The 21,154-nt window shown below is 63.7% G+C and carries 13 protein-coding genes; 7 read left to right on the top strand and 6 right to left on the bottom strand.

All coding sequences use genetic code 11. The annotated features are described in order from the left end of the window. Positions 1–175 precede the first annotated feature (175 nt). From mgtA to ABIE56_RS19405, 3 genes are all read right to left on the bottom strand, one after another. Entirely contained in the window at positions 176–2,800 is a 2,625-nt protein-coding gene (mgtA, locus tag ABIE56_RS19395; protein ID WP_429245450.1) for a magnesium-translocating P-type ATPase, read from the bottom strand. A 160-nt stretch (positions 2,801–2,960) separates the two neighbouring features. Continuing rightward, positions 2,961–3,137, bottom strand: coding sequence for a hypothetical protein (locus tag ABIE56_RS19400; RefSeq protein ID WP_429245451.1), 177 nt, complete (start codon positions 3,135–3,137; stop codon positions 2,961–2,963). A 255-nt stretch (positions 3,138–3,392) separates the two neighbouring features. Further along, entirely contained in the window at positions 3,393–4,301 is a 909-nt protein-coding gene (locus ABIE56_RS19405) for a LysR substrate-binding domain-containing protein (RefSeq protein WP_429245452.1), read from the bottom strand. A 122-nt stretch (positions 4,302–4,423) separates the two neighbouring features. On the opposite strand from ABIE56_RS19405, the gene ABIE56_RS19410 reads away from it, so the two are divergent. The 7 genes from ABIE56_RS19410 (at position 4,424) to ABIE56_RS19440 (ending at position 12,107) form a co-directional block, all read left to right on the top strand. Then, on the top strand, positions 4,424–4,639 hold the full coding sequence (locus ABIE56_RS19410) for a hypothetical protein (protein WP_429245453.1): 216 nt from the start codon (positions 4,424–4,426) through the stop codon (positions 4,637–4,639). A gap of 75 nt (positions 4,640–4,714) precedes the next feature. Next, positions 4,715–5,662: an aldo/keto reductase gene (locus ABIE56_RS19415; RefSeq protein ID WP_429245454.1), complete on the top strand. Its 948-nt coding sequence runs from the start codon at positions 4,715–4,717 to the stop codon at positions 5,660–5,662. A gap of 116 nt (positions 5,663–5,778) precedes the next feature. Then, entirely contained in the window at positions 5,779–7,029 is a 1,251-nt protein-coding gene (locus ABIE56_RS19420; RefSeq protein ID WP_429245455.1) for an SGNH/GDSL hydrolase family protein, read from the top strand. A gap of 425 nt (positions 7,030–7,454) precedes the next feature. Next, entirely contained in the window at positions 7,455–8,600 is a 1,146-nt protein-coding gene (locus tag ABIE56_RS19425; RefSeq protein ID WP_429245456.1) for a hypothetical protein, read from the top strand. Further along, positions 8,597–9,700 (top strand): hypothetical protein, encoded by a 1,104-nt coding sequence (locus ABIE56_RS19430; protein WP_429245457.1) that lies wholly within the window; start codon positions 8,597–8,599, stop codon positions 9,698–9,700. The genes ABIE56_RS19425 and ABIE56_RS19430 overlap by 4 nt, the downstream gene beginning before the upstream one ends. 41 nt (positions 9,701–9,741) lie before the next feature. Beyond that, positions 9,742–10,440 (top strand): hypothetical protein, encoded by a 699-nt coding sequence (locus ABIE56_RS19435; protein ID WP_429245458.1) that lies wholly within the window; start codon positions 9,742–9,744, stop codon positions 10,438–10,440. 239 nt (positions 10,441–10,679) lie between these two features. Continuing rightward, the gene (locus ABIE56_RS19440; RefSeq protein WP_429245459.1) at positions 10,680–12,107 is read left to right on the top strand and encodes a CsgG/HfaB family protein; all 1,428 of its coding nucleotides are present in this window, start codon (positions 10,680–10,682) and stop codon (positions 12,105–12,107) included. Between the two features lie 96 nt (positions 12,108–12,203). Here the strand turns inward: ABIE56_RS19440 and ABIE56_RS19445 are convergent, their stop codons facing one another. From ABIE56_RS19445 to ABIE56_RS19455, 3 genes are all read right to left on the bottom strand, one after another. Continuing rightward, positions 12,204–14,435, bottom strand: a complete 2,232-nt coding sequence (locus ABIE56_RS19445) for an NADP-dependent isocitrate dehydrogenase (RefSeq protein ID WP_429245460.1) — start codon at positions 14,433–14,435, stop codon at positions 12,204–12,206. 149 nt (positions 14,436–14,584) lie between these two features. Next, the gene (locus ABIE56_RS19450; RefSeq protein WP_429245461.1) at positions 14,585–17,707 is read right to left on the bottom strand and encodes an efflux RND transporter permease subunit; all 3,123 of its coding nucleotides are present in this window, start codon (positions 17,705–17,707) and stop codon (positions 14,585–14,587) included. Between the two features lie 136 nt (positions 17,708–17,843). Further along, the gene (locus tag ABIE56_RS19455; protein ID WP_429245462.1) at positions 17,844–21,086 is read right to left on the bottom strand and encodes an efflux RND transporter permease subunit; all 3,243 of its coding nucleotides are present in this window, start codon (positions 21,084–21,086) and stop codon (positions 17,844–17,846) included. Positions 21,087–21,154: the final 68 nt, after the last annotated feature.

Raw genomic sequence — 21,154 nt, forward strand, 5'->3', positions numbered from 1 at the left:
GCGGGGGGCGCCCCCCCCCCCCCGCCCCCCCCACCCCCCCCCCCCCCCCCCCCCCCCCCCCCGGGGGGGGGGGGGGGGGCGCGCGGGCGCGCGCCCCCCCCCCCCCCCCCCCCCCCCCCGCTCCTACAGGGCGGCACCTCAGCCGATCGCTGCGGCGCCGCCCCTGTTGCGGCGGTTACAGCCAGCGCTTGTAGCGGCGGATGTACAGGGTCTTCACCAGTTGGGTCAGCACGCAGTAGCTCACCAGGGTGAGCGCCAGCCAGCCGAAGTACGCGCCCGGCAACGGCATCATTCCGATTCGTGCGCCCAGAGGCGAGAACGGAATGTAGATGCCGATCACCATGATCAGGCCGGTGAGTGCGAGTACCGGCGCCGACGCCATGCTGCGCAGGAACGGGATGCGCCGCGTGCGGATCATGTGGACCACCAGCGTCTGCGACAGCAGGCCCTCGATGAACCAGCCCGACTGGAACAGCGACTGGTGGGCCACGTCGTTGGCGCCGAACACATGCCACATCAGCCAGAACGTCGTGATATCGAACACCGAGCTCACCGGGCCGATCCAGGCCATGAAACGCCCGATGTCACCCGCATCCCACTTGCGTGGCACGCGCAGGTATTCCTCATCCATGCGATCGAACGGGATAGAAAGCTGCGACAGGTCGTACAGCAGGTTCTGCACCAGGATCTGCAACGGCAGCATGGGCAGGAACGGCAGGAACGCACTAGCCACCAGCACGCTGAACACGTTGCCGAAATTCGAGCTGGCGGTCATCTTGATGTACTTCATGATGTTGCCAAAGGTGACGCGGCCTTCGACCACGCCCTCTTCCAGCACCATCAGGTTCTTTTCCAGCAGGATGATATCCGCCGATTCCTTCGCGATATCGGTGGCGGTATCCACCGAAATGCCCACGTCGGCATCGCGCAGCGCCGGCGCATCGTTGATGCCATCGCCAAGGAAACCGACGGTGTGGCCACGGCGCTGCAGCGCCTTCACCACGCGCGCCTTCTGTACCGGCGACATCTTGGCGAAGATGGTCGTCGTCTCGACCATGGCATCCAGCGCATCGTCATCCAGTTGCTCGATGTCGCGGCCCAGCGCGGTGCCCGCCACGTCAAGGCCCACCTCGGCGCAGATCTTCCTCGTCACTGCCTCGTTATCGCCCGTGATCACCTTCACGGCCACGCCGTGGTGGTTAAGGGCACGGATGGCGGTGGCGGCCGAGTCCTTCGGCGGGTCGAGGAACGCAAGGCAGCCGACAGCAGTGAGACCGGATTCGTCAGCGACGCCATAGGCACGGTCGCCGATCGGATCGCGGCGCACGGCCACGATCAGCACGCGCAGGCCGTCCTCGTTGAGCCGGCGGGTCATGGCGCGGATCTCGGCGCGCTTCTCGTCCGTCATGGGTTCGACGACGCCACCGATCCGTGCTTCGGTGCACGTGGCGAGCATCTCTTCCACCGCGCCCTTGCAGACCAGCAGCTGCTCGTACTCGCCATCGGTCACCACCACCGACATGCGCCGGCGCTGGAAATCGAAGGGGATTTCATCAACGATGCGGAAGCGGTGAGCGATGGTCTCCAGATCGCGGTGGGCGAGCACCGCCTTGTCCATGAGGTTGCGCAGGCCGGTCTGGAAGCGGCTATTGAGGTAGCCCCACTCCAGGGCCTCATCAGAATCATCGCCGGCCAGGTCGACATGGCGCTCGAGCACGATCTTGTCCAACGTGAGCGTGCCGGTCTTGTCGGTGCACAGCACGTCCATGGCGCCGAAGTTCTGGATCGCGTTCAGGCGCTTCACCACGACCTTGCGCTTCGACATGGCGATCGCGCCCTTGCCGAGGTTGGCAGTGACGATCAGCGGCAGCATTTCCGGGGTGAGGCCCACGGCCACGGAAAGGCCGAACATGAAGGCATCCAGCCAGTTGTGCTTATCGAAGCCGTTGATGAAGAAAACGATGGGCACCATCACCGCCATGAAGCGGATCAGCAGCCAGCTCACCGAAGAGATGCCCTTGTCGAAGCTGGTCTGCACGCGCTCGCCCGACAGCGTGCGCGCCAGCGAGCCCAGGTACGTGCGCGCGCCCGTCGCCAACACCACCGCGGTGGCGGTGCCGGAAACGACGTTCGTGCCCATGTAGCAGACCGTGGGCAGGTCGAGCGGGCCACCGGCCTCACCGGCGATGGCTGCATTGGGCGCCGCCTTCTCCACGGGGATCGATTCCCCGGTGAGGATGGCCTGGCTGATGAACAGATCCTTCGCTGCGATCAGGCGAAGGTCGGCCGGGATCATGTCGCCGGCGCCGAGGTGGACGATATCGCCCACCACCAGTTCTTCCACCGGCACTTCGATCCGCTCGGAATGCCCATCCTCCGCACGGCGGGTGACCGATGCGGTATTGCGCACCATCGCCTTCAGCTTCTCGGCCGCCTGCGAGGAACGGTATTCCTGGGTAAACGAGAGGACGACGCTGATGCCTACCATCACCGCGATGATGATGGGGCCGGTGAGGTCATCCGGCTCGGTCACCAGCTGGACCACGGCCAGCACCAGCAACACGATGATGAACGGGTTCTTGAAGGCGTGCAGCAACTGGATCGACCAGTGCGGCGGCTTCTCGTGGCCCACTTCATTAATGCCATCGCGATCGAGGCGCTCGGCGATGGCCTCCTCGTCGAGGCCATCGATGCGGGAATCCAGCGCGCGCAAAAGCTCATCCGCCGGACGGAAGGCGTCAGCGGTCGCGTTGGTGAAGGTTTTGGCGGCGACGGCCGCCTGCGAGGTGTGGATCTTCATGGCTCGCTACCTGTCCGGTACATGGAACCCCGGTGGGCGCGAGCGGCTTGCGGCCGCGGTTAGCCGAAAGCAGGCGCACCGGCCCGGAGCCGACGTACGGAATTCTCGTTGAACGTGATGACAGACCGCGTATGCGGCGTCGTAGTGTCTATGTCGCTTTTCATGGCTGCGGCAGTTTGCCGTCAACCGGTTTCAACGAGCTTTCGGCCGTATCGAGCGAACGCGGGACCGTGATCGTGCGCTTCACCGGCTGGGCGGTGGCACGGCGGCGGGCGAGAGCGAAGGCGAGACGGCGCCCGAACATGCGCGGGCTGGTCTTGTCGAGCTGAAGGTTCATGGCTCAATCCTCGAATAACGGTAGCCAACGGCTACCGACGAGGAGAGCCGGACTTTCCCTAGTAGCGGAAAGCGCCAGCCGACCGGGTGCGGTCGCCGTGGGCGATGTCGATGTCTGACGCCGGGACCCGAAGCGAGCGGATGCCGGCGCGTGTACTAGGGTGAACGTCCATATGCCTGGATAAGCTAAGGAGGGTGCCGCCCGGCACAAGCAGCCCGGGAAGCCGGACAATTGTCGCGCCGCAGCGCGACAGGGTCAAGCCGGAAGTGGCCGGTTTTCGGCGATTCCTGCTTCGTACTCGGCTGCCTCGGCCAGCAGCCATTCACGCAGCCGGCCGAAGCCCACATGCGGCTCGGAGCGCTTGGGGTACACCAGGTAATAGGCCTCGGCCACGCGCATGCGTTCCTTGCAAAGCACGGTCAGCGCGCCGCATTCGATCAGCGAGCGGGCCATGACCAGCCGGCCCAGCGCCACGCCCAGCCCCTCCAGCACCGCGCGCTGCAGGTGCTCGGTGTTATCGAAGCGGGCCACGTAGCGTGAAGGCAGCGGCATGCCGAATTGTTCGGCCCAATCGTTCCAGCGCCCCGACGGATCACCCAGCAAAGGCCAGCCCTTCAGCGAGGTATCCGGCAGGCCACCCATCTTGCGCACCAGCGAGGGGCTGGCGATGGGCACGATGAATTCGCCGAACAGGCGCTCAGCCTTGGTGCGGGGCCACGAGCCCAGCCCGTAACGGAAGGCCCCATCAATGGTCAGCTCGCGGTCGAAATCCACCACGCCCACGGACGAATGCAGGCTGAGCTCCAGTTCCGGGTGCGCGGATACCAGCCGCGGCAGCCGGGGCACCAGCCAACTGGAGGCGACCGATGGCAGCACGCTCAGCGTGATTGAATCCTGGTGACGCCCCTGGAAGCGCCCGAGCGCGTGCTCGATCCCCTCGAAGTGGTGGCCAATGGCCTCGAGCAGGTTGGCGCCATCGGCCGTGAGTGTCACGCCGCGCGGCCCGCGATCGAACAGGGAGCGGCCAAGCCGCTCCTCCAGGTTGCGGATCTGGTGGCTGAGGGCGCTGACGGTGAGGTTCAGCTGCTCGGCGGCGCGCGCGAGCTTGCCCGTCCTGGCGACGAGCACGAACCCCTGGAGCAGACCGAGCGGCAGACGGGACACGTGAATTTCCCTCAAGTCCAGGTTGCAAACATATCGCTTTTTCAAGGCTCGCGAAAAGGCCAACCTTTAGCCCACCACAAGTCGCAGCAAACTGCGGCCTGCCAACCGACCAGGAGGGTGTCATGGCTTCGATCTTCACTGGCCTCGCCTTTATGCACGGCCATATCGTCAATAAGGAACTGGTGCTTGCGCTGGGTGCGCCGGAGCGCAAGGCCGACACGGGTAAAGGCCGTGCGGCAACCGCGGATGCGGCCGCCGCGCCCGTGGCGCGTCCTGCGAGCCACCCTGCCCGGGCAAACCCGGCCACCGGTCCCGCCGTATCCGGGGCCTGCTGCTGAGGCACAGCGTCGCGGTTGACGTGCTTGCCACCTTGCGTGGGCCATGATGGGGTTTTCGCCCATGGAGGCCCACGCATGCAGCTTCGCCCACTCGGCCGCTCCCCCCTCAAGGTCGCTCCCCTCGCCTTCGGCGGCAACGTCTTCGGATGGAGTGCCGATCAGGCACGCTCGTTCGAGTTGCTGGATGCCTTTGTCGACCACGGCTTCAACCTCGTCGATACCGCCGATGTGTATTCCGCCTGGGTGGAAGGCAACGAAGGTGGCGAATCCGAGACCATCATCGGGCGCTGGCTCAAGCAAAGCGGCAAGCGCGACAAGGTGCTGATCGCCACCAAGGTGGCCAAGTGGAAGCGCTATCCCGGCCTGTCGCCCACCAACATCCGCGAAGCCGTGGAAGATTCACTGCGCCGCCTGCAGACAGACCATATCGACCTGTACCAGGCCCACGAAGACGATCCGAAAGTGCCGCTCGAAGAAACCCTGCGTGCTTTCGACGACCTCGTGACCGCGGGCAAGGTCCGCGTCATCGGCGCCTCGAACTACGAGGCACCGCGCCTTGCTGATGCACTCGCAACCAGCAAGGCCAAGGGCCTGGCACGCTACGAGTCGCTACAGCCCGAATACAACCTGATGGACCGTAAGGGCTTCGAAGGCGCGTTGCAGCCGCTGTGCGTGCAGGAAGACGTGGGCGTGATCAGTTATTACTCGCTGGCCAGCGGGTTCCTCAGCGGCAAGTACCGCAGCGAAGCAGACCTGGCCAAGAGCAAGGCGCGTGCGGCCAAGGTAAAGAACTACCTTACCGGTCGCGGCATGCGTGTACTCGCCGCGCTTGACCAGGTTGCGGATGCGCATGGCGCGACACCTGCGCAGGTCTCGCTCGCCTGGGTGATGGCGCAGCCTTCCATCGCCGCGGCGATCGCCAGCGCCACGACGGTGGAACAGCTGGCTGAACTGGCGCGCGCCGCCTCGCTGCAGCTCACCGGCGAACAGTTGGATGCGCTCAAGGCGGCGAGCGACGCCTGATGGGATCAGGCCAATGCTGAGGTCGATCGCTGCCGGCACCTACAGAACACCGCACGACTTGCCCGCATGATGCGTGGGCCGGAAGGAATCCGGCCCCTCACCTCAAGGAAGAGCCCATGCGATCCATCAAGACGCTTTACCGGCGCGCACTACTCGGCGGCACACTGGCCCTGGTGGCGACTGCCGCCCAGGCCGGTAGCAACGCAACCCTGTTGTGCCACTACAAGAAGCTCGGCGACCCGACCGGGGCCGCCACCGGCACCATCGACACAGGACAGGTGCTGCCCGGCAACTGGCAACACGACCGCCTCTTCAGCTGGAGCAACCTGTTCCGTACGCCCGTCGCGCCAGCCAAGCTGAACGCACTGTGCGAGCAGCACCTCAAGGGTACGGCCGATTTTCATCGCCTGATCGGCATGGCGGCCGCCGGTGCGCGAGGCGCAAGCGATTACGCTTACCCCCTCTGGCATGAGGGCGACCTTCGCCCGGGCGAACCGGTGGAACGCATCGTGTCGTTCGGCGACAGCCTTACCGATACCGGGAACATGCACACGGCATCACGCCAGGCGCTGGAGTTCGTGCCCAAGGGCAAAACCTTGCCTTCCGCCTCATGGTTCGCCGGCCGCTTCAGCAACGGCCCCACCTGGGTCGAATACCTCGCATCTCGCAACGGCCTCGCCCTCACCAACTGGGCCGTCGGCGGCGCACAGACCCGTGATGCACAGTTCGGTTTGATCCATGGCATTGGCCGGCAGATCAAGAGCTTCTTCGAGCACATGGATAGCGAGACGGATTACGACCCCTCGCGCACGCTGTTCACCTTCATGGTCGCTGGCAACGACTTCGTCAACGACAGCAAATACGCCACGCAGATCGTCCAGGAGCAGCGCGAATCACTGATGCAGCTTGTGCGGCATGGCGCACGCAAGGTGCTGGTGGTGAACCTGCCGGATGTCACCAGGGCGCCGGTATTCCGCATGGGGCGGAAGGACGCGTCGGATGTACTTACCCGCGTCAACGTGTACAACTCTGCGCTTTCCAGCGTCGTGAGTGGCGTTATCCGCCAGGCCGGCGAAGAAGGGCTCGCCCAGCCGGGCGAACTGCAGATCCGCATCGTCGATGCACGCTCGCGCTTCGACGACGTGCTTGCGCACCCGGAACAGTACAAGTTCAGTAACGCAACCGATTCCTGCCTGAAGATCGATTCGGAAAGCGCGCTTTCCTACATACAGGAACAGATCCCCCGCAAGTACTGCGAGGCCGGCCGCTTCGTCTTTTGGGATACGTTGCACCCGACGACCCGCATGCATGAGCTTATGTCGGGATGGGCGGCGGAGAGTGCGCCGCGAGATTGGGGCCTGAGGTAGCGGCCATCGCGCGTAAGCACGCTCCTACAGCTGGTGCGCCGCCCGGTGGGGGCGTGCTTGCGCGGACAACGACTCGCCCGCAGCGACAAAAACGACCCAAATCAGTGAAGTGAGAACCGTGTCGCATGCATAGCACTTGACCAGTGCGCGATCGGTCACAACCAAAAACGCCCCGATGTATTGCAATGCAACCTGCGCCATGCGAGATTCTCCGCGTCCAGACAGGGGGCTGCCTGGACGGCATGTGGACATTCCAGCATGTGTGTCGCTGCAGCGTATGCCTGCAGGCTTCGCCGTGCCTCGATGCCACACCACACAGGATCCCCCTGAATAGCACGATGAACGCTGCGCCGGCTCAATCCCGCGCGGCACGGAAGGTTCAGGGAGAACGAAGGGTGATATCAGCTCGGTCCATGTGGCAAGCCATGCTTGCCCTCCTCGCTTGTGCCGCCATGGGCTGCGCGCATGCTGAGGTCAACACCGTCTTCTTCGCAGGAGTGGCCTTCACGGGCGATGCAGCGGCCGTCGCCCGCGACTTCCCGCACATCAAGCCTTTGCTCGACGGCGACGGAGCACGCGACGTTAACGGCGCGATACGTCAGCAACTTCGCACCCATCCGACCCCTGTGACCGTCTCGTTCGATTCGCTTGGATCGATCCGCGATGCACGACAATCCACAGCGCTCGCGCTCGCTATCGACCGCGAGACGACATCCGTGGAACAGGTTGGCGCACTTTACAAGGTCAGACTCGAGGTAGCCGCACAGGCTCTTTTCTTCGATTTCAAGGAGAAGCAAGTCCTCGGTGGCATCCCGCTCGTACTCGATCTCGTCGATGTACGCGCAACCAGGCCTGACGACGCAGAGATCTCGGCAAGCTTCCGCCGCCTGTTACTCGATCCTTCATCGACAACCTCGCTCGCCGCCGAATTCGTGGCCGCACTTGGCCGGAGTAGCATACCGAGCGCGGCGAGCCGGCACCTTCGCGTGACGAGCGTGACCCTCGCCGACAAGGCTCTTGAGTACATCCACACAACGTCACCAAGTACAAATGACGACGCGTTGCGAGCCTCGATCGCGCAGGAGTTCGGGAAATATCTCGGCGCCAACCAGCACGTGTCGATACTTCCCTATCGCTCCAACGCCGCCATAGGATCAAGCATGGCGGCACGGTTCGTCGAGGGCGAGTCGTACGACCTGAAGATTCCTGAGGCGGATTATGAAGTTAGCCTCGACATCGCTGGCTTCAAGAAGATCCAGCAGGGCAGCAGCAACGTCAACACGATCTTCATTTACGGCTCCTTCGTCGACATCACGGTACGAGAGCCGCTTTCCGGCAAGGTCTACTTCCAGCAACGCGTCAAACAGGGCGCAACCAAGGACGTGCCGGTAACGCAGGCGAACGTGGACGATTGGGCGGCCACATGGGAGTCCCTGCTTCTCCTCTTCAACAACTTCACCCAGGCGGTGTCGGTACCAGGATCACCATGGACCAAGTCGGCCCTTCCTGAGGGTGCCGCCCCGCGCGCGCAACTGTCCTCACTCGCCGACCTTATCAAGGCATCCCGATGATTCTTCGAAAGCTAGCATTACTTCTCTCCCTCGCCATTTCGTACACCTCACCGGCATTTGCACAATCGGCCGAGTCGAAGGGGCAGGGATCAGTCACTTATGGCTGGCACCTTTCCGCCGATGACCGCCAGACCGCCCTACACAAGGCCAAGGTGAATGCGGTGGAGCGGTACATTGCGGACACCAACGCCGCGCGCTCACGTGTATTCGACCAGCAACGCGAGCGGATCGAAGCACACATTGACGACTATGTTCTGGGAGCGACCGTGCTTTCGGAGGACGATGCGAAATCGAGCAAGACCTACAGCACAGTCGTTCGTGCAGATATCAACAGCACGCGCCTTTTGAACGACCTCGGTGGCGGTTCGGCAAACGCCGCAGCGGTAAGCTCCACCAATCACCAGACGCTGACCTTCCTGTTCATGTCGCGCTCGCAGGCCAGCGTGCAGTCCTTCGATGCCAAGGTTTACAAGCGGGCGGATGCCGACACCTCTTACAAGAAGACAACTCACGAGGGCGAGTCGGTCCGCGCCAGCAGCGTGGGCACGAGCGATGGCGTTGATGAACATGCCAGCGTCGCGATGACCACGGGCGGTAGCACGACGCGTAAGGCGGACAAGGTGGATTGGGCCGTCACACAGAGCGGCGACATCAACACCGCGATGACCGGCATCTTCGCCGATGCGGGCTACGACGTCGTGGAGGCCGATCAGGTCGAAGGGGCAAGTAACGGGCTGCTTAGCATCGCTCGCATTCGCGATGCGTACAGCCACGGCGATGACCTTCCCTCCCAGATGACACGTGATGCGACCCAGGGGGTGCAGCAAGCCGGCATCGGCCTGCTGGCACTTGGGACGCTGGATGTAGGCATGCAGGATACCGACCCCGTCAGTGGTAATACCCGCGTGTATGTCACGGTGACCGGCAAGGTCTACAACGTCAGTGGACGTTTCGCCCGGACGCTCTCATCGGTTGGCCCGGTGCAGTTCGCCGGCCTGGGTCCTGACGCATCCGTCGCGCGAACCAACGCGCTCAAGCTCGCGTCGCAAAAGGCCGCGCAGCAGATGGTCGACGAACTCAACAACAAGGGCATCCATTGATGCCCGCTTCACCAGTCAACACTAAACGACAAGGACTCGCCATGCGTACGATGACCAAGACCACTCTTTCCCTGCTGCTGGCCGCCACCTGTTCCAGCGCCCTGGCCGGCGCATTCCCGATCAAGCTTCCGTTGGGCAAGGATTCGGCCGCAACGAATGCCGCGGCGAACGACGCCGCGGGTGATCCGGAGGTTGCGCAGGACGGCATGGTGAAGACCTTCGTCGCGTCGCAGCTCGAGGTTCTTGCAGCCCAGCACGAGCTGGCCTTGGCGTACGACCTGAAGGACCAGGCCGCGATCCTGGAGTCCGAGCAGACGAGCCTATCGTCGGGCGGCACGCTGGAAGCGAAGGCCCTGCAGACGAGCATGGAGCGCTCGGAAGCGGCAAACGCGGCCATCGCCGAGAGGCAGGCGCAGCAGGCAACGTTGACGGACGAGGGCAAGCAGCACTATGTGAATAGCCTTCCGCACTTTGCCAAGGGCGTGCTCGGCACGCGCCAGCTCGTCAGTGAGGTCGCCCACTTCAGCTCATCGGTAAAGTCGTCGGCAACGGGCGGCGGCATTATGGGCCTCGGTGCGGGCATGACCAAGTTGAAGGCGGGCATGGTGATCGCCAAGGGGACGCCGTCGTACTCGAAGAGTGTGTTCGACATGTTCCGCAAGACGCTCTCCATCAGCCAGAGCAATGGAGTGAAGGCACCCGCCGATGCGACCGCCGCGCTGTCGGGTCTCGCTCCCTGATGTACGGCAAGCACCCGATTCGTTCGGCGCTTATGCGAGGCGGCCTTACGGCCGCCTTCGCTGTCGTCGCGGCATGCCACAAGGACGAACCACCAGCACAGGCTCAAACACCTGCCCCGGCGGCAGCTGCTTCGGTCAAGGCCACCGCACCCACCAGCGCACCCGCTCGACCTGACTTTGGCGGTGTGGCGAGCGAGCACGTTGAGGCGACAGGCGCGGGACCGACTCTAGAAGCCGCCGTGGATAGCGCAATTCGTAGTGCTATCGAGCAGGTCAACGGCAAATCGATGGCCAGCGGCTCGGCATCCCTGGACTACACGGCACAGCTCCACGCCAATGGCCAACAACTCGATGTGCACTCGAGTCAATTTGCCGATTGGCTTTCCAGCCAGTCCCACGGAGTCGTTTCACGGTTTCGCATCCTGTCGCAACAGCAAGTGAACCAGCCCACGGCGACCGACGAGCAGCACCTTGCCGCTTCCCAGGGCGAGAGCTGGAACAAGGGGAGTGTCAAGGCATCAGAAGAAGCCAGCGCTGAAGGCCATGCACGTGCCGAGGCCGGCGATGCCATGGCCAGTGCCGACGGAAAGCAGAGCGCATCGGCGAGCATCACGGGCGAATGGGACCAGCATCAGGGTGCAAGCCAGGTGGACTACACCCGGAAGCACACCGATTTCGCCAGCCATTGGGAAGTGCGTGTTGCCGCCGATGTGGCTACGTATCGGGAGTCCACCTCGGCAAAGCTCACCCGCGTGGTCATTGCAATGCCACGCACAAGGCAGCCTGCCTTCCGTGTTGGTGACATGGACGTCTCAGCCGACGACGTTGGGGCGCAAATACGCAGCTCCCTCAGCGACGGCTTGGTACAGACTCACCGCTTCACCGTGCTTGATCGCGATGCGGGGGCAGAGATTGGGCAGGAGATCGATCTGATCAACTCCGGGCAGGCCAGGCTGGAGGATACAGCGCGCCTGGGGCACCAGCTGGCAACCGACCTGATCGTCATCCCGTCGATCGATCGATTCGAGTATGCGCGGCACGAGCGTCAGCTCCGGCTCAGCGATCGCACCCTGGCAAGCTACGCCGGGGGCGCCGCACTGTCGTTCCGTGTCGTCAACGCGGTGACTGGGCAGGTCGTCATGTCCAAAGCGTTCACCTATACCCTGCCCGACACTGCACCGACCACATTGGGCGCTTCAGCCAATGGCCCAAAGCTCGCCTCCCTGGTGATGGACAGCCTGAGGCATGACATCGTCCAGGCCATCTTGCAGAACACGTTTCCGCTGACGGTTCTCCAGGCTGACGGAAAAGACCTCGTGATTAATCAGGGCGGTGATAACGTGCGCGTCGGTACCACGTACCAGGCCGTCACGATGGGTAAGGAAGTGATCGATCCGCAGTCGGGTCAGTCGCTAGGGCGATCGGACAAGCCGTGCTGCACGGTAGTCATCGATCGCGTCACGTCCACCATGTCATATGGGCACATCGTGGAAGATGGCGTGAATACCAGCGGCTTCGTTCAAGGGTCCATGGAGCTTCGCGAGGAAGTACCCGCTATACCCTCAGGCAAGGCAGTACGAACAGAAGTGGCCTCGCGCGATACGGTCAGGAAGACCTCGCGCCCCGACAAGGCCGCAGATAAGCCGAAAGAAGATCAGAACTGGTAAGACAAAAAAAGGGGCCACTCACGTGGCCCCTTTTTTTCCCACAAGTGGAAAGAAACCTTGTAGGAGCGCGCTTGCGCGCGATGGGTGTTACGGGCGTTAGCGACGCAGCCCGTCGATCACGCCATTGAACGTCGCACTCGGACGCATGGCCGCACTGACCAGCGCCATGTCCGGGTGGTAGTAGCCCTTGATCTCGACAGGCTTGCCCTGGGCGCCATTGAGCTCACCCACGATCTTGCTTTCGTTCTCGGCCAGGGCCTTGGCTACCGGCGCGAACTTCGCTTTCAGGTCGGCATCGTCATCCTGCGCCGCCAGGGCTTCCGCCCAGTACATGGCCAGGTAGAAGTGGCTGCCGCGGTTGTCGATCTCACCGACCTTGCGGGCCGGCGACTTGTTGCTGTCGAGGAAGCGGCCGTTGGCCTGGTCCAGCGTCTTGGCCAGCACGCGGGCGTGCTTGTTGTCGTAGCGCTCGGCCAGGTGCTCGAGGGAGGCGGCCAGGGCAAGGAATTCGCCCAGTGAATCCCAGCGCAGGTAGTCCTCTTCCACGAACTGCTGCACGTGCTTCGGCGCCGAACCACCCGCGCCAGTCTCGAACAGGCCACCACCGGCCATCAGCGGCACGATGGAGAGCATCTTGGCCGAGGTGCCCAGCTCCATGATCGGGAACAGGTCGGTGAGGTAATCGCGCAGGACGTTGCCGGTCACCGAGATGGTGTCCTGACCCTTGCGGATGCGCTCGAGCGAGAACTTCGTGGCTTCTTCCGGTGCAAGGATGCGCAGGTCGAGGCCCGAGGTATCGTGATCCTTGAGGTAACGCTCAACCTTGGCGATCACCTGTGCATCGTGCGCACGGTTCTTATCCAGCCAGAACACCGCCGGGGTGCCCGACAGGCGGGCACGCTGCACGGCCAGCTTCACCCAATCCTGGATCGGCGCATCCTTGGTCTGGCACATGCGCCAGATATCGCCCTGCTCCACCACGTGCTCGAACACGACGCTGCCATCCTCGGCCACGACGCGCACGCTGCCGTCGGCCGGGATCTGGAAGGTCTTGTCGTGCGAGCCGTATTCTTCAGCCTTCTGCGCCATCAGGCCCACGTTGGGCACGCTGCCCATGGTGGCCGGATCGAACGCACCGTTGGCGATGCAATCCTCGATCACGACCGCATAGACACCGGCGTAGCTGCGATCCGGGATCACGGCCTTGGCATCCTGCAGCTTGCCCTCGGCGTTCCACATGCCGCCGCTGTCGCGGATCATCGCCGGCATGGAGGCGTCGATGATGACATCGCTGGGTACGTGCAGGTTGGTGATGCCCTTGTCGGAGTTCACCATGGCCAGTGCCGGGCGGTGGGCATACTCGGCCTTCAGGTCAGCTTCGATCGCTTCGCGGGTGGCGGCATCGAGCTTGCCCAGGCGGGCGTACAGGTCGCCGATACCGTTGTTCGCATCGAACCCCACCTGCTTCAGCGCATCGGCGTGCTTCGCCAGCACATCCTTGTAGAACTCGCGCACGGCAATGCCGAACATGATGGGGTCGGAGACCTTCATCATGGTGGCCTTCAGGTGCAGCGAGAACAGCACACCCTTCGCCTTCGCATCGTCGATCTGCGCGGTGATGAAAGCGGCCAGCTTGTTCTTGCTCATCACGGCGGCATCGACGATTTCGCCGGCCTTTACCGCGACCTTTTCCTTCAGCACCCTGGTGTCGCCGTCCTCGCCCACGAATTCAATGCGCAGGTTGCCGGCGTTGCCGATGGTGGCCGACTTTTCGCTGCCGTAGAAATCGCCGCCATCCATGTGCGCAACATGCGACTTCGAATCGGGCGACCACTTGCCCATGCGATGCGGGTGCTTGCGGGCGTAGTTCTTGACCGAGAGCGGCGCACGGCGATCGGAATTGCCTTCGCGCAGCACGGGATTCACGGCGCTTCCCATGGCCTTGCCATAGCGCGCATTGATGTCCTTGTCGGCGTCGGTGGAGGGTGCGTCCACGTAATCCGGCAGGTCGTAACCCTGACCCTGCAGTTCCTTGATGGCGGCCTTCATCTGCGGCACGGAGGCGCTGATGTTCGGCAGCTTGATGATGTTGGCTTCCGGCGTGGTCGCCAGGTTGCCCAGTTCGGTCAGGTGATCGCCTACGCGCTGTGCGTCGGTAAGGCGCTCGGGGAACTGGGCCAGGATGCGGCCAGCCAGGGAGATATCGCGGGTTTCAACCGCCACGCCCGCCGTACCGGCGAACGCTTCGATGATCGGCAGGAACGACGCGGTGGCCAGGAACGGCGCTTCGTCGGTGAGCGTGTAGATGATCTTGGGCGACTGGGACATGGAAACGAGCCTTTTGCCTGAGGGGACCCGGACGAGCGGGAAACCTCACCATTGTGGCCCGGATGGGGTGGCCCGGCAAAGCCACCCCCGCGCATGACACCTTTGCTGCTGGTGCAACATGGGTTTCGGCGAGCACCCATCGCGGGCCCTCAGGCCTGCGCGGCACGCAGCGCCTTGCGCTCCTTGCGACGGGCCTTGCGCGCCTTCCAGCGGTCCGACAGGCACGCGAAGATGACATACAGCGCCGGGGTGGAAAGCAGCGTCAGGCTCTGCGAGATCAGCAGGCCACCGATCATGGCGATACCCAGCGGGCGGCGCAGCTCCGAGCCCTCGCCCAGGCCGATGGCCAGGGGCAGCGCGGCCAGGATCGCCACCATGGTGGTCATCATGATCGGGCGGAAGCGGACCAGGCAGGCCTCGCGGATGGCGTCCTTCGGGTTCGAGGCATGATCGCGCTGCGCCACGAGCGCGAAGTCGATCATCATGATCGCGTTCTTCTTCACGATACCGATGAGCAGCACCAGGGCAATCATCGCCACCACGGACAACTCGGTATCGGTGATGACCAGCGCCGCCAGGGCGCCTACACCTGCGGCCGGCAGCGTCGAGAGGATCGTCACCGGGTGGATCAGGCTCTCGTAAAGCATACCCATCAACAGGTACACCACGATGATCGCGGCAAGGATCAGCAACGGCATGTCGCTTTGCGACTGCTGGAAGCGGCGGAAATCACTGCCGGCATCCAGCCGGATATCGCCAGGCATGCGCATCCCATCGATGGTCTTCTGAATCACCACCATGGCCTCACCCATGCTCGCACCCGGCGCGAGATTGAAACTCACGCCCATGCTCGTGTACTGGTCCTCGTGCACGATCTGGCTGGGCGCCAGGCCTGGCACCTGCTTGGTCACTGCAGAGATCGGCACCATCGCGCCGTTATCGGAACGGACGTAGATCTGGTTCAGCGCCTCCGGCGTTGCCGCCAGCGTAGGTAGCGCATTCACGATGACGCGGTACTGGTTGATATCCGAATAGATGGTGGAGACCGCGCGCTGGCCGAACGCGTTGTACAACGCACCATCGATGTTGCCGATGGAAACACCAAGGCGCGCCGCGGTATCGCGATCGATCACCATGTTCTGCCGCAACCCCTGCGCATCGATGTCGCTACCGACGTCCTTCAGGATCGGGTTCTTTTTCAACGCTTCCACGAGCTTGGGCAACCACTCCTGCAGCTCGGCCAGGTCGTTGCCTTTCAGCGATACCGAATACTGGCCGCCCTGCGAGGTGCCGCCACCACCACCCGTGGGTAGATCCTGGATGGGGCGCAGGCGCAGGTTGAGGTCCGGGTATTTGTTGGCCTTGGCCGAGAGGCGATCCACCACGTCGAACGTGGTGTCCTTGCGGCCTTCGGCAACGGTCTTCAGTTCAATATTGAAGTTACCGGTCGAGCCGGTACGGCTCGTACCCAGGCGCGAGCCTACCGATTTCACGTCCGGATCTTCCAGCAACATGTCGGTGAGGCGGGCCTGGCGCACCTTCATCTCGCCAAACGACACGGTAGAACTGGAGGTGGCGCGCGCAGCCAGCAGGCCGGTGTCCTGCGGGGGGAAGAAGCCGCCCTTCACCATGCCGAACAGCATGATGGTCGCAGCGATAAGGGCCAGCGGCGTCAGCGCCATGAGCAAGGCATGGCGTAAGGTCCAGTCCAGGCACACACGGTAGAAGGCCAGCAGGCGATCCTGCGCACGCTCCAGCCAGCGGCCCAGGCGCGATTCCGGCTCATCGGACGCGTGCGCGGTAAGGAAATGCGCGCACAGCGAAGGCGTCAGGGTCAGCGATACCAACATCGACACCACGATGGCAGCGATGAGCGTGATCGTGAACTCCTTGAAGAACATCCCGATGATGCCGGGCGCCAGCAACAACGGGATGAACACCGCGATCAGCGAGCCGGTGATCGAGACGATGGTGAAGCCGATTTCGCGGGCACCGAGCAGCGCCGCTTCAAATCGCGGTATGCCCTCATCCATGTGGCGGATGACGTTTTCAATCACCACAATGGCGTCGTCGACCACGAAGCCGATGGCGATGACGAGCGCCAGCAGCGTGAGGTTGTTCAGCGTATAGCCAAACGCGTACATCACGATGAAGCCACCCGCCAGCGAAAGCGGCACCGCCAGGCCTGCGATCACCGTGGGTGCCAGGCGGCGCAGGAACAGCGCCATGGTCATGATCACCATGCACAGGCTGATCATCAGCGTGGCCTGCACCTCATGCAGCGAGGCGCGGATCGTCGGGGTGCCGTCGAAGAACGAATGCAGGCGCACACCGTTGGGCAACCAGGCCTGCATCGTGGGCATCATGCCCTTGATGCGGTCCACGGTCTCGATGACGTTGGCATCCGGCTTGCGGTACACGTACATCAGGATGCCGGGCTTACCGTTGAACCAGGCGGCCTGGTAGGCATCCTGCTGGCCGTCGTACACCTTGGCCACGTCAGAGAGGTGGATGGGCGTGCCGTTGTTCACGCCAATCACCAGCTTCGCGAACTCATCGGCGTGGTGCAGCGAATCGTTGGCGATGACGGCCATGGTCGTCTTGCCATTGGACAGGAAGCCCTGGGGCGAAGTGACGTTGGCGGCCGTGAGTGCATTACGCAGCTGGTCGGGCGACAGACCCATGGCGTTCAGTGCGCGCAAGTTCACATCCACGCGAATGGCCGGCGTAGCACTGCCCGCGATATCGACCGAGGCGATACCTTCCTGCTGGCGCAAGCGCTGGGCAAGGATCGAATCAGCGACGTTATACAGATCGGTCGGCGCCACCGTATCGGAAGTGAGCGCGAGCACCACCACCGGGTCGTCGTTCGGGTTGGCCTTCTGGTACGACGGCGCGTTGAGCAGGCCCGTGGGCAAATCCGGCTGGGCGGCATTGATCGCGGACTGCACATCGCGGGCCGCGGCATCGATATTGGTACCGTTCTGGAAGAACAGCAGCACGAACGCGCTACCCTCCGAACTGTTCGAGCGCATGCTCTCCACGCCCGGCACCTGGCCCAGGTGTCGCTCCAGCGGCGCCGCCACCGTAGAAGCCATGGTGCTGGCATCCGCGCCGCTTTGCTGGGCCTGCACGAAGATGGCCGGGAACTGGATATTGGGCAGCGCCGCGACGCCCAGCAGCGAATAGCAGATCAAGCCGACCACGAACACACCGATCGCAAGCAGCGAGGTGCCGATGGGACGGCGAATGAACGGGCCGGAAATATTCATCGAGCGAAGGGCTTTACCTGGCAGGAATGGGCGTCGCGGAATCCGTTCCTAACGCTTGACCCGGAAAAAGGTTTCGCCGGGCGGTGATCCGTCCGGCGAAAAGAGAGTGAGCCATGGTGTCCAGGCCCGGCCTGCATCAGTCCGCAGGCCGCACTTGGGCGTGGTGCGCCAGGGCGCGTTGTCGCTTGCGCTCAGCCAACCAATCGGAGAACCGTTCCATGTACAGGTAGATCACCGGGGTGGTGTACAGGGTGACCAGCTGCGAGAGCAGCAGGCCGCCCACGATCGATACGCCCAGCGGCTTGCGCAGTTCCGAACCGATACCGTTGCCCAGTGCCAGCGGCAGCGCACCCAGCAACGCCGCGGCGGTGGTCATCATGATCGGGCGGAAACGCAGCAGGCATGCGCGGCGGATCGCATCGGTCGCATTCATGCCGGTGCGCTTCGCCTCGATCGCGAAGTCAATCATCATGATTGCGTTTTTCTTAACGATACCGATCAGCAACACGATGCCCACGATGCCATCAACCGAAAGCGTCATGCCGCACATCAGCAGCGCGAGCAGCGCGCCCACGCCGGCCGGCGGCAGGGTCGAGATGATCGTCAACGGGTGGATGTAGCTCTCATAGAGCACGCCCAGCACGATGTAGATCACGATGATCGAGGCCAGCAGCAGGAGCACCTCGTCACCCACCGACGAGGAGAACTCCGCGGCCTTGCCGATGAACTGCCCGCGCACCTGCGGCGGGAAGTTCAGCGTCTGCTCCACCTCGTGGATAGCCGCCACCGCCTCGGAGAGCGAGTAGCCCTGCGCCAGGTTGAACGAGATCGTCACCGCCGGCAGCTGCTGCAGGTGGCTCACCACCAACGGTGCCGTAGTGACCTGGGCGCTGGCCAGCGAGGCGATGGGGATCGTGCCGCCGGCGCCGATCTGGAAGCCGACGTTACCGGTGTTGCCAATACCCGCCGGCGTGGCCGAGTTGCTCGAAGCAAGCTGGCCGAAGCTGGTGGCATTCGAACCCGTAAGCGCGCCGTTGCCGTTGCTCTTCACCGTCAGCTTGTTGAGCAGGTCGGCGCTGTTGCGGAACTCAGGCGAAACCTCCAGCACCACGCGGTACTGGTTGAGCTGGGTGAAGATGGTGGAGATCTGGCGCTGGCCGAAGGCGTCGTACAGGGTATCGTCGATCGTCTGCACCGGCACGCCCAGGCGGCTGGCGGTGTCGCGATCGATCGTGAGCTTCAGCGCGGTGCCCTGGTCGGCCAGGTTGTTGTCCACATCCGCCAGCTCCTTGCGCTTGCGCAGTGCCGCGGTCATCTGCTGCGCGTAGCCCGCGACCTCGGTGGAGTTCACATCCGACAGCGAGTACTGGTATTCCGTCGCCGACACCTGGCTATCCAGGGTCACGTCCTGCACCGGCTTCAGGTACAGCGCCACGCCGGCGATGTGGGAAGCGGCCTGCTGCAAGCGCGGCAGCACCTCGTCGAGGCCATCGCGGTTTCCGCGATCCTTCAGCACCAGCGAAATCTGGCCCTGGTTGAGCGTGGGGTTGACCGAGCCCGCACCGATGAAGGCTGCGACACCAGAGACCGCAGGGTCCTTGGCCAGTGCATCGGCCACGGCCTTGGTGCGCTGTTCCATCTGCGGGAATGCGACGTTCTGATCGGCCTGGACGACGGCGGTGACCAGACCCGTATCCTGCTCGGGCAGCAGGCCCTTGGGAATAACGATATAGAGCACCACGGTGAGCGCCACGCTCAGCGCGGCAATCGTCATGGTCAGCGGCCGGTGCGCCAGCACCCAATCCAGGCTGCTGCCATAGCCTTCCACGATGCGCGACCACGCGGTGTGCTTGCCCGATGCCGTGGCGTGCTCATGCGCGTCATCGGCATCCGGCAGCTGGTCGGCCTTCAGCAGGTACGCGCACATCATGGGGGTGAGCGTCAGCGAAACCAGCATGGAGATGGCCACCGCGATGGTGAGCACCCAGGCGAATTCGTGGAACAGGCGGCCGGTCACGCCCGGCATCAGCAGCAGCGGCAGGAACACGGCGATCAGCGAGACGGTCAGCGACAGCACCGTGAAGCCGATTTCCTTGGCACCCACTTCGGCGGCCGTCTTCGCATCCTGGCCCTGCTCGATGTAGCGCACGATGTTTTCGATCATCACGATCGCATCGTCCACCACGAAACCCGTGGCCACCGCCAACGCCATGAGCGACAGGTTATCCAGCGACATGCCGGCAAAGGCCATGACGCCAAACGTGCCCATGAGCGAGAGCGGCACCGCCACGGACGGGATGACCGTCGCCCACAAGCGGCGCAGGAAAACGAAGATGACCGCCACCACGAGGCAGATGGTGAGGATGAGCGTGAACTGCACATCCTCCACCGAGGCACGGATGGTGATGGTGCGGTCGGAGAACACCTTCAGGTGCACGTCGGCCGGCAGCACCTTCTGCAGGTCGGGAATCGTCTGGCGGATCGACTGCACCGTCTGCACGATGTTCGCGCCAGGCTGGCGGCGGATATCGAGCAGCACCGCCGGCTTGCCGTTGGCCCACGCGGCGAGCTGGTCGTTCTCCACGCCATCGATGACGTTCGCGACATCCTTCAGGCGCACCGGCGAATCGTTGGTGTAGCTGATGATGGTGTCTTTGTAATCGGCGGCCGTGGCCAGCTGGTCGTTGGTGCCGATGCTGTAGGACTGGGTCTTGCCGTTCAGCGTGCCCTTGGGCGCGTTCACGTTCGCCTGGGTCAGCGAACTGCGCACGTCTTCCATGGTCAGGCCAAGGTTGGCCAGCTGCGCGGGGTTGACCTGGATACGCACCGCAGGTCGCACATTGCCCGCGATGGAGACCAGGCCCACGCCCTGAACCTGGGCGAGCTTCTGCGCGATGATCGAGTCCGCGTAGTTATTCACATCGCGCAGCTGCACCGTATCGGAGGTGAGCATCAGCGTCATGATCGGCGCATCGGCCGGGTTCACGCGGTTATAGACAGGCGGGTAAGGCAGGTTGTTCGGCAGCGTGCCGCGGGCCTGGTTGATCGCCGCCTGCACGTCCTGCGCCGCGATATCGATATCGCGATCCATGTTGAACTGAAGCACGATCGTCGACAGGCCCGCCGACGAGTCGGAACTCATCATGTTCAGGCCGGAGATCTGGCCGAAGTTGCGCTCCAGCGGCGTGGTGATAAGCGCGGCCATGGTGCTGGCCGAAGCACCGGGATACTGGGTGGTCACGACGAGGCTGGGCGCGTCGATTTCAGGCAGCGCCGATACCGGCAACTGCCGGTAGCCGAGAATGCCGAGCAGCAGCACGGCCACCATCAGGAGCGAGGTGGCGATGGGCCGGCGAATGAAGAGTGTCGAGAAACCCACGGTTCAGTCCTGGTGTCTGGGCCAGCAATGGCCCGTTGGCGGCGCGCCCCTCATGGATGCGCCGCGCG

Origin of the sequence: Luteibacter sp. 621 (assembly GCF_050435445.1) — a bacterium.
Lineage (GTDB): Bacteria > Pseudomonadota > Gammaproteobacteria > Xanthomonadales > Rhodanobacteraceae > Luteibacter.

Coding starts and splice junctions, on each gene's coding strand:
- mgtA (WP_429245450.1), bottom strand. CDS start 2,800: ATGAAGATCCACACCTCGCAGGCGGCCGTCGCCGCCAAAACCTTCACC.
- ABIE56_RS19400 (WP_429245451.1), bottom strand. CDS start 3,137: ATGAACCTTCAGCTCGACAAGACCAGCCCGCGCATGTTCGGGCGCCGT.
- ABIE56_RS19410 (WP_429245453.1), top strand. CDS start 4,424: ATGGCTTCGATCTTCACTGGCCTCGCCTTTATGCACGGCCATATCGTC.
- ABIE56_RS19415 (WP_429245454.1), top strand. CDS start 4,715: ATGCAGCTTCGCCCACTCGGCCGCTCCCCCCTCAAGGTCGCTCCCCTC.
- ABIE56_RS19420 (WP_429245455.1), top strand. CDS start 5,779: ATGCGATCCATCAAGACGCTTTACCGGCGCGCACTACTCGGCGGCACA.
- ABIE56_RS19425 (WP_429245456.1), top strand. CDS start 7,455: ATGCTTGCCCTCCTCGCTTGTGCCGCCATGGGCTGCGCGCATGCTGAG.
- ABIE56_RS19430 (WP_429245457.1), top strand. CDS start 8,597: ATGATTCTTCGAAAGCTAGCATTACTTCTCTCCCTCGCCATTTCGTAC.
- ABIE56_RS19435 (WP_429245458.1), top strand. CDS start 9,742: ATGCGTACGATGACCAAGACCACTCTTTCCCTGCTGCTGGCCGCCACC.
- ABIE56_RS19445 (WP_429245460.1), bottom strand. CDS start 14,435: ATGTCCCAGTCGCCCAAGATCATCTACACGCTCACCGACGAAGCGCCG.
- ABIE56_RS19450 (WP_429245461.1), bottom strand. CDS start 17,707: ATGAATATTTCCGGCCCGTTCATTCGCCGTCCCATCGGCACCTCGCTG.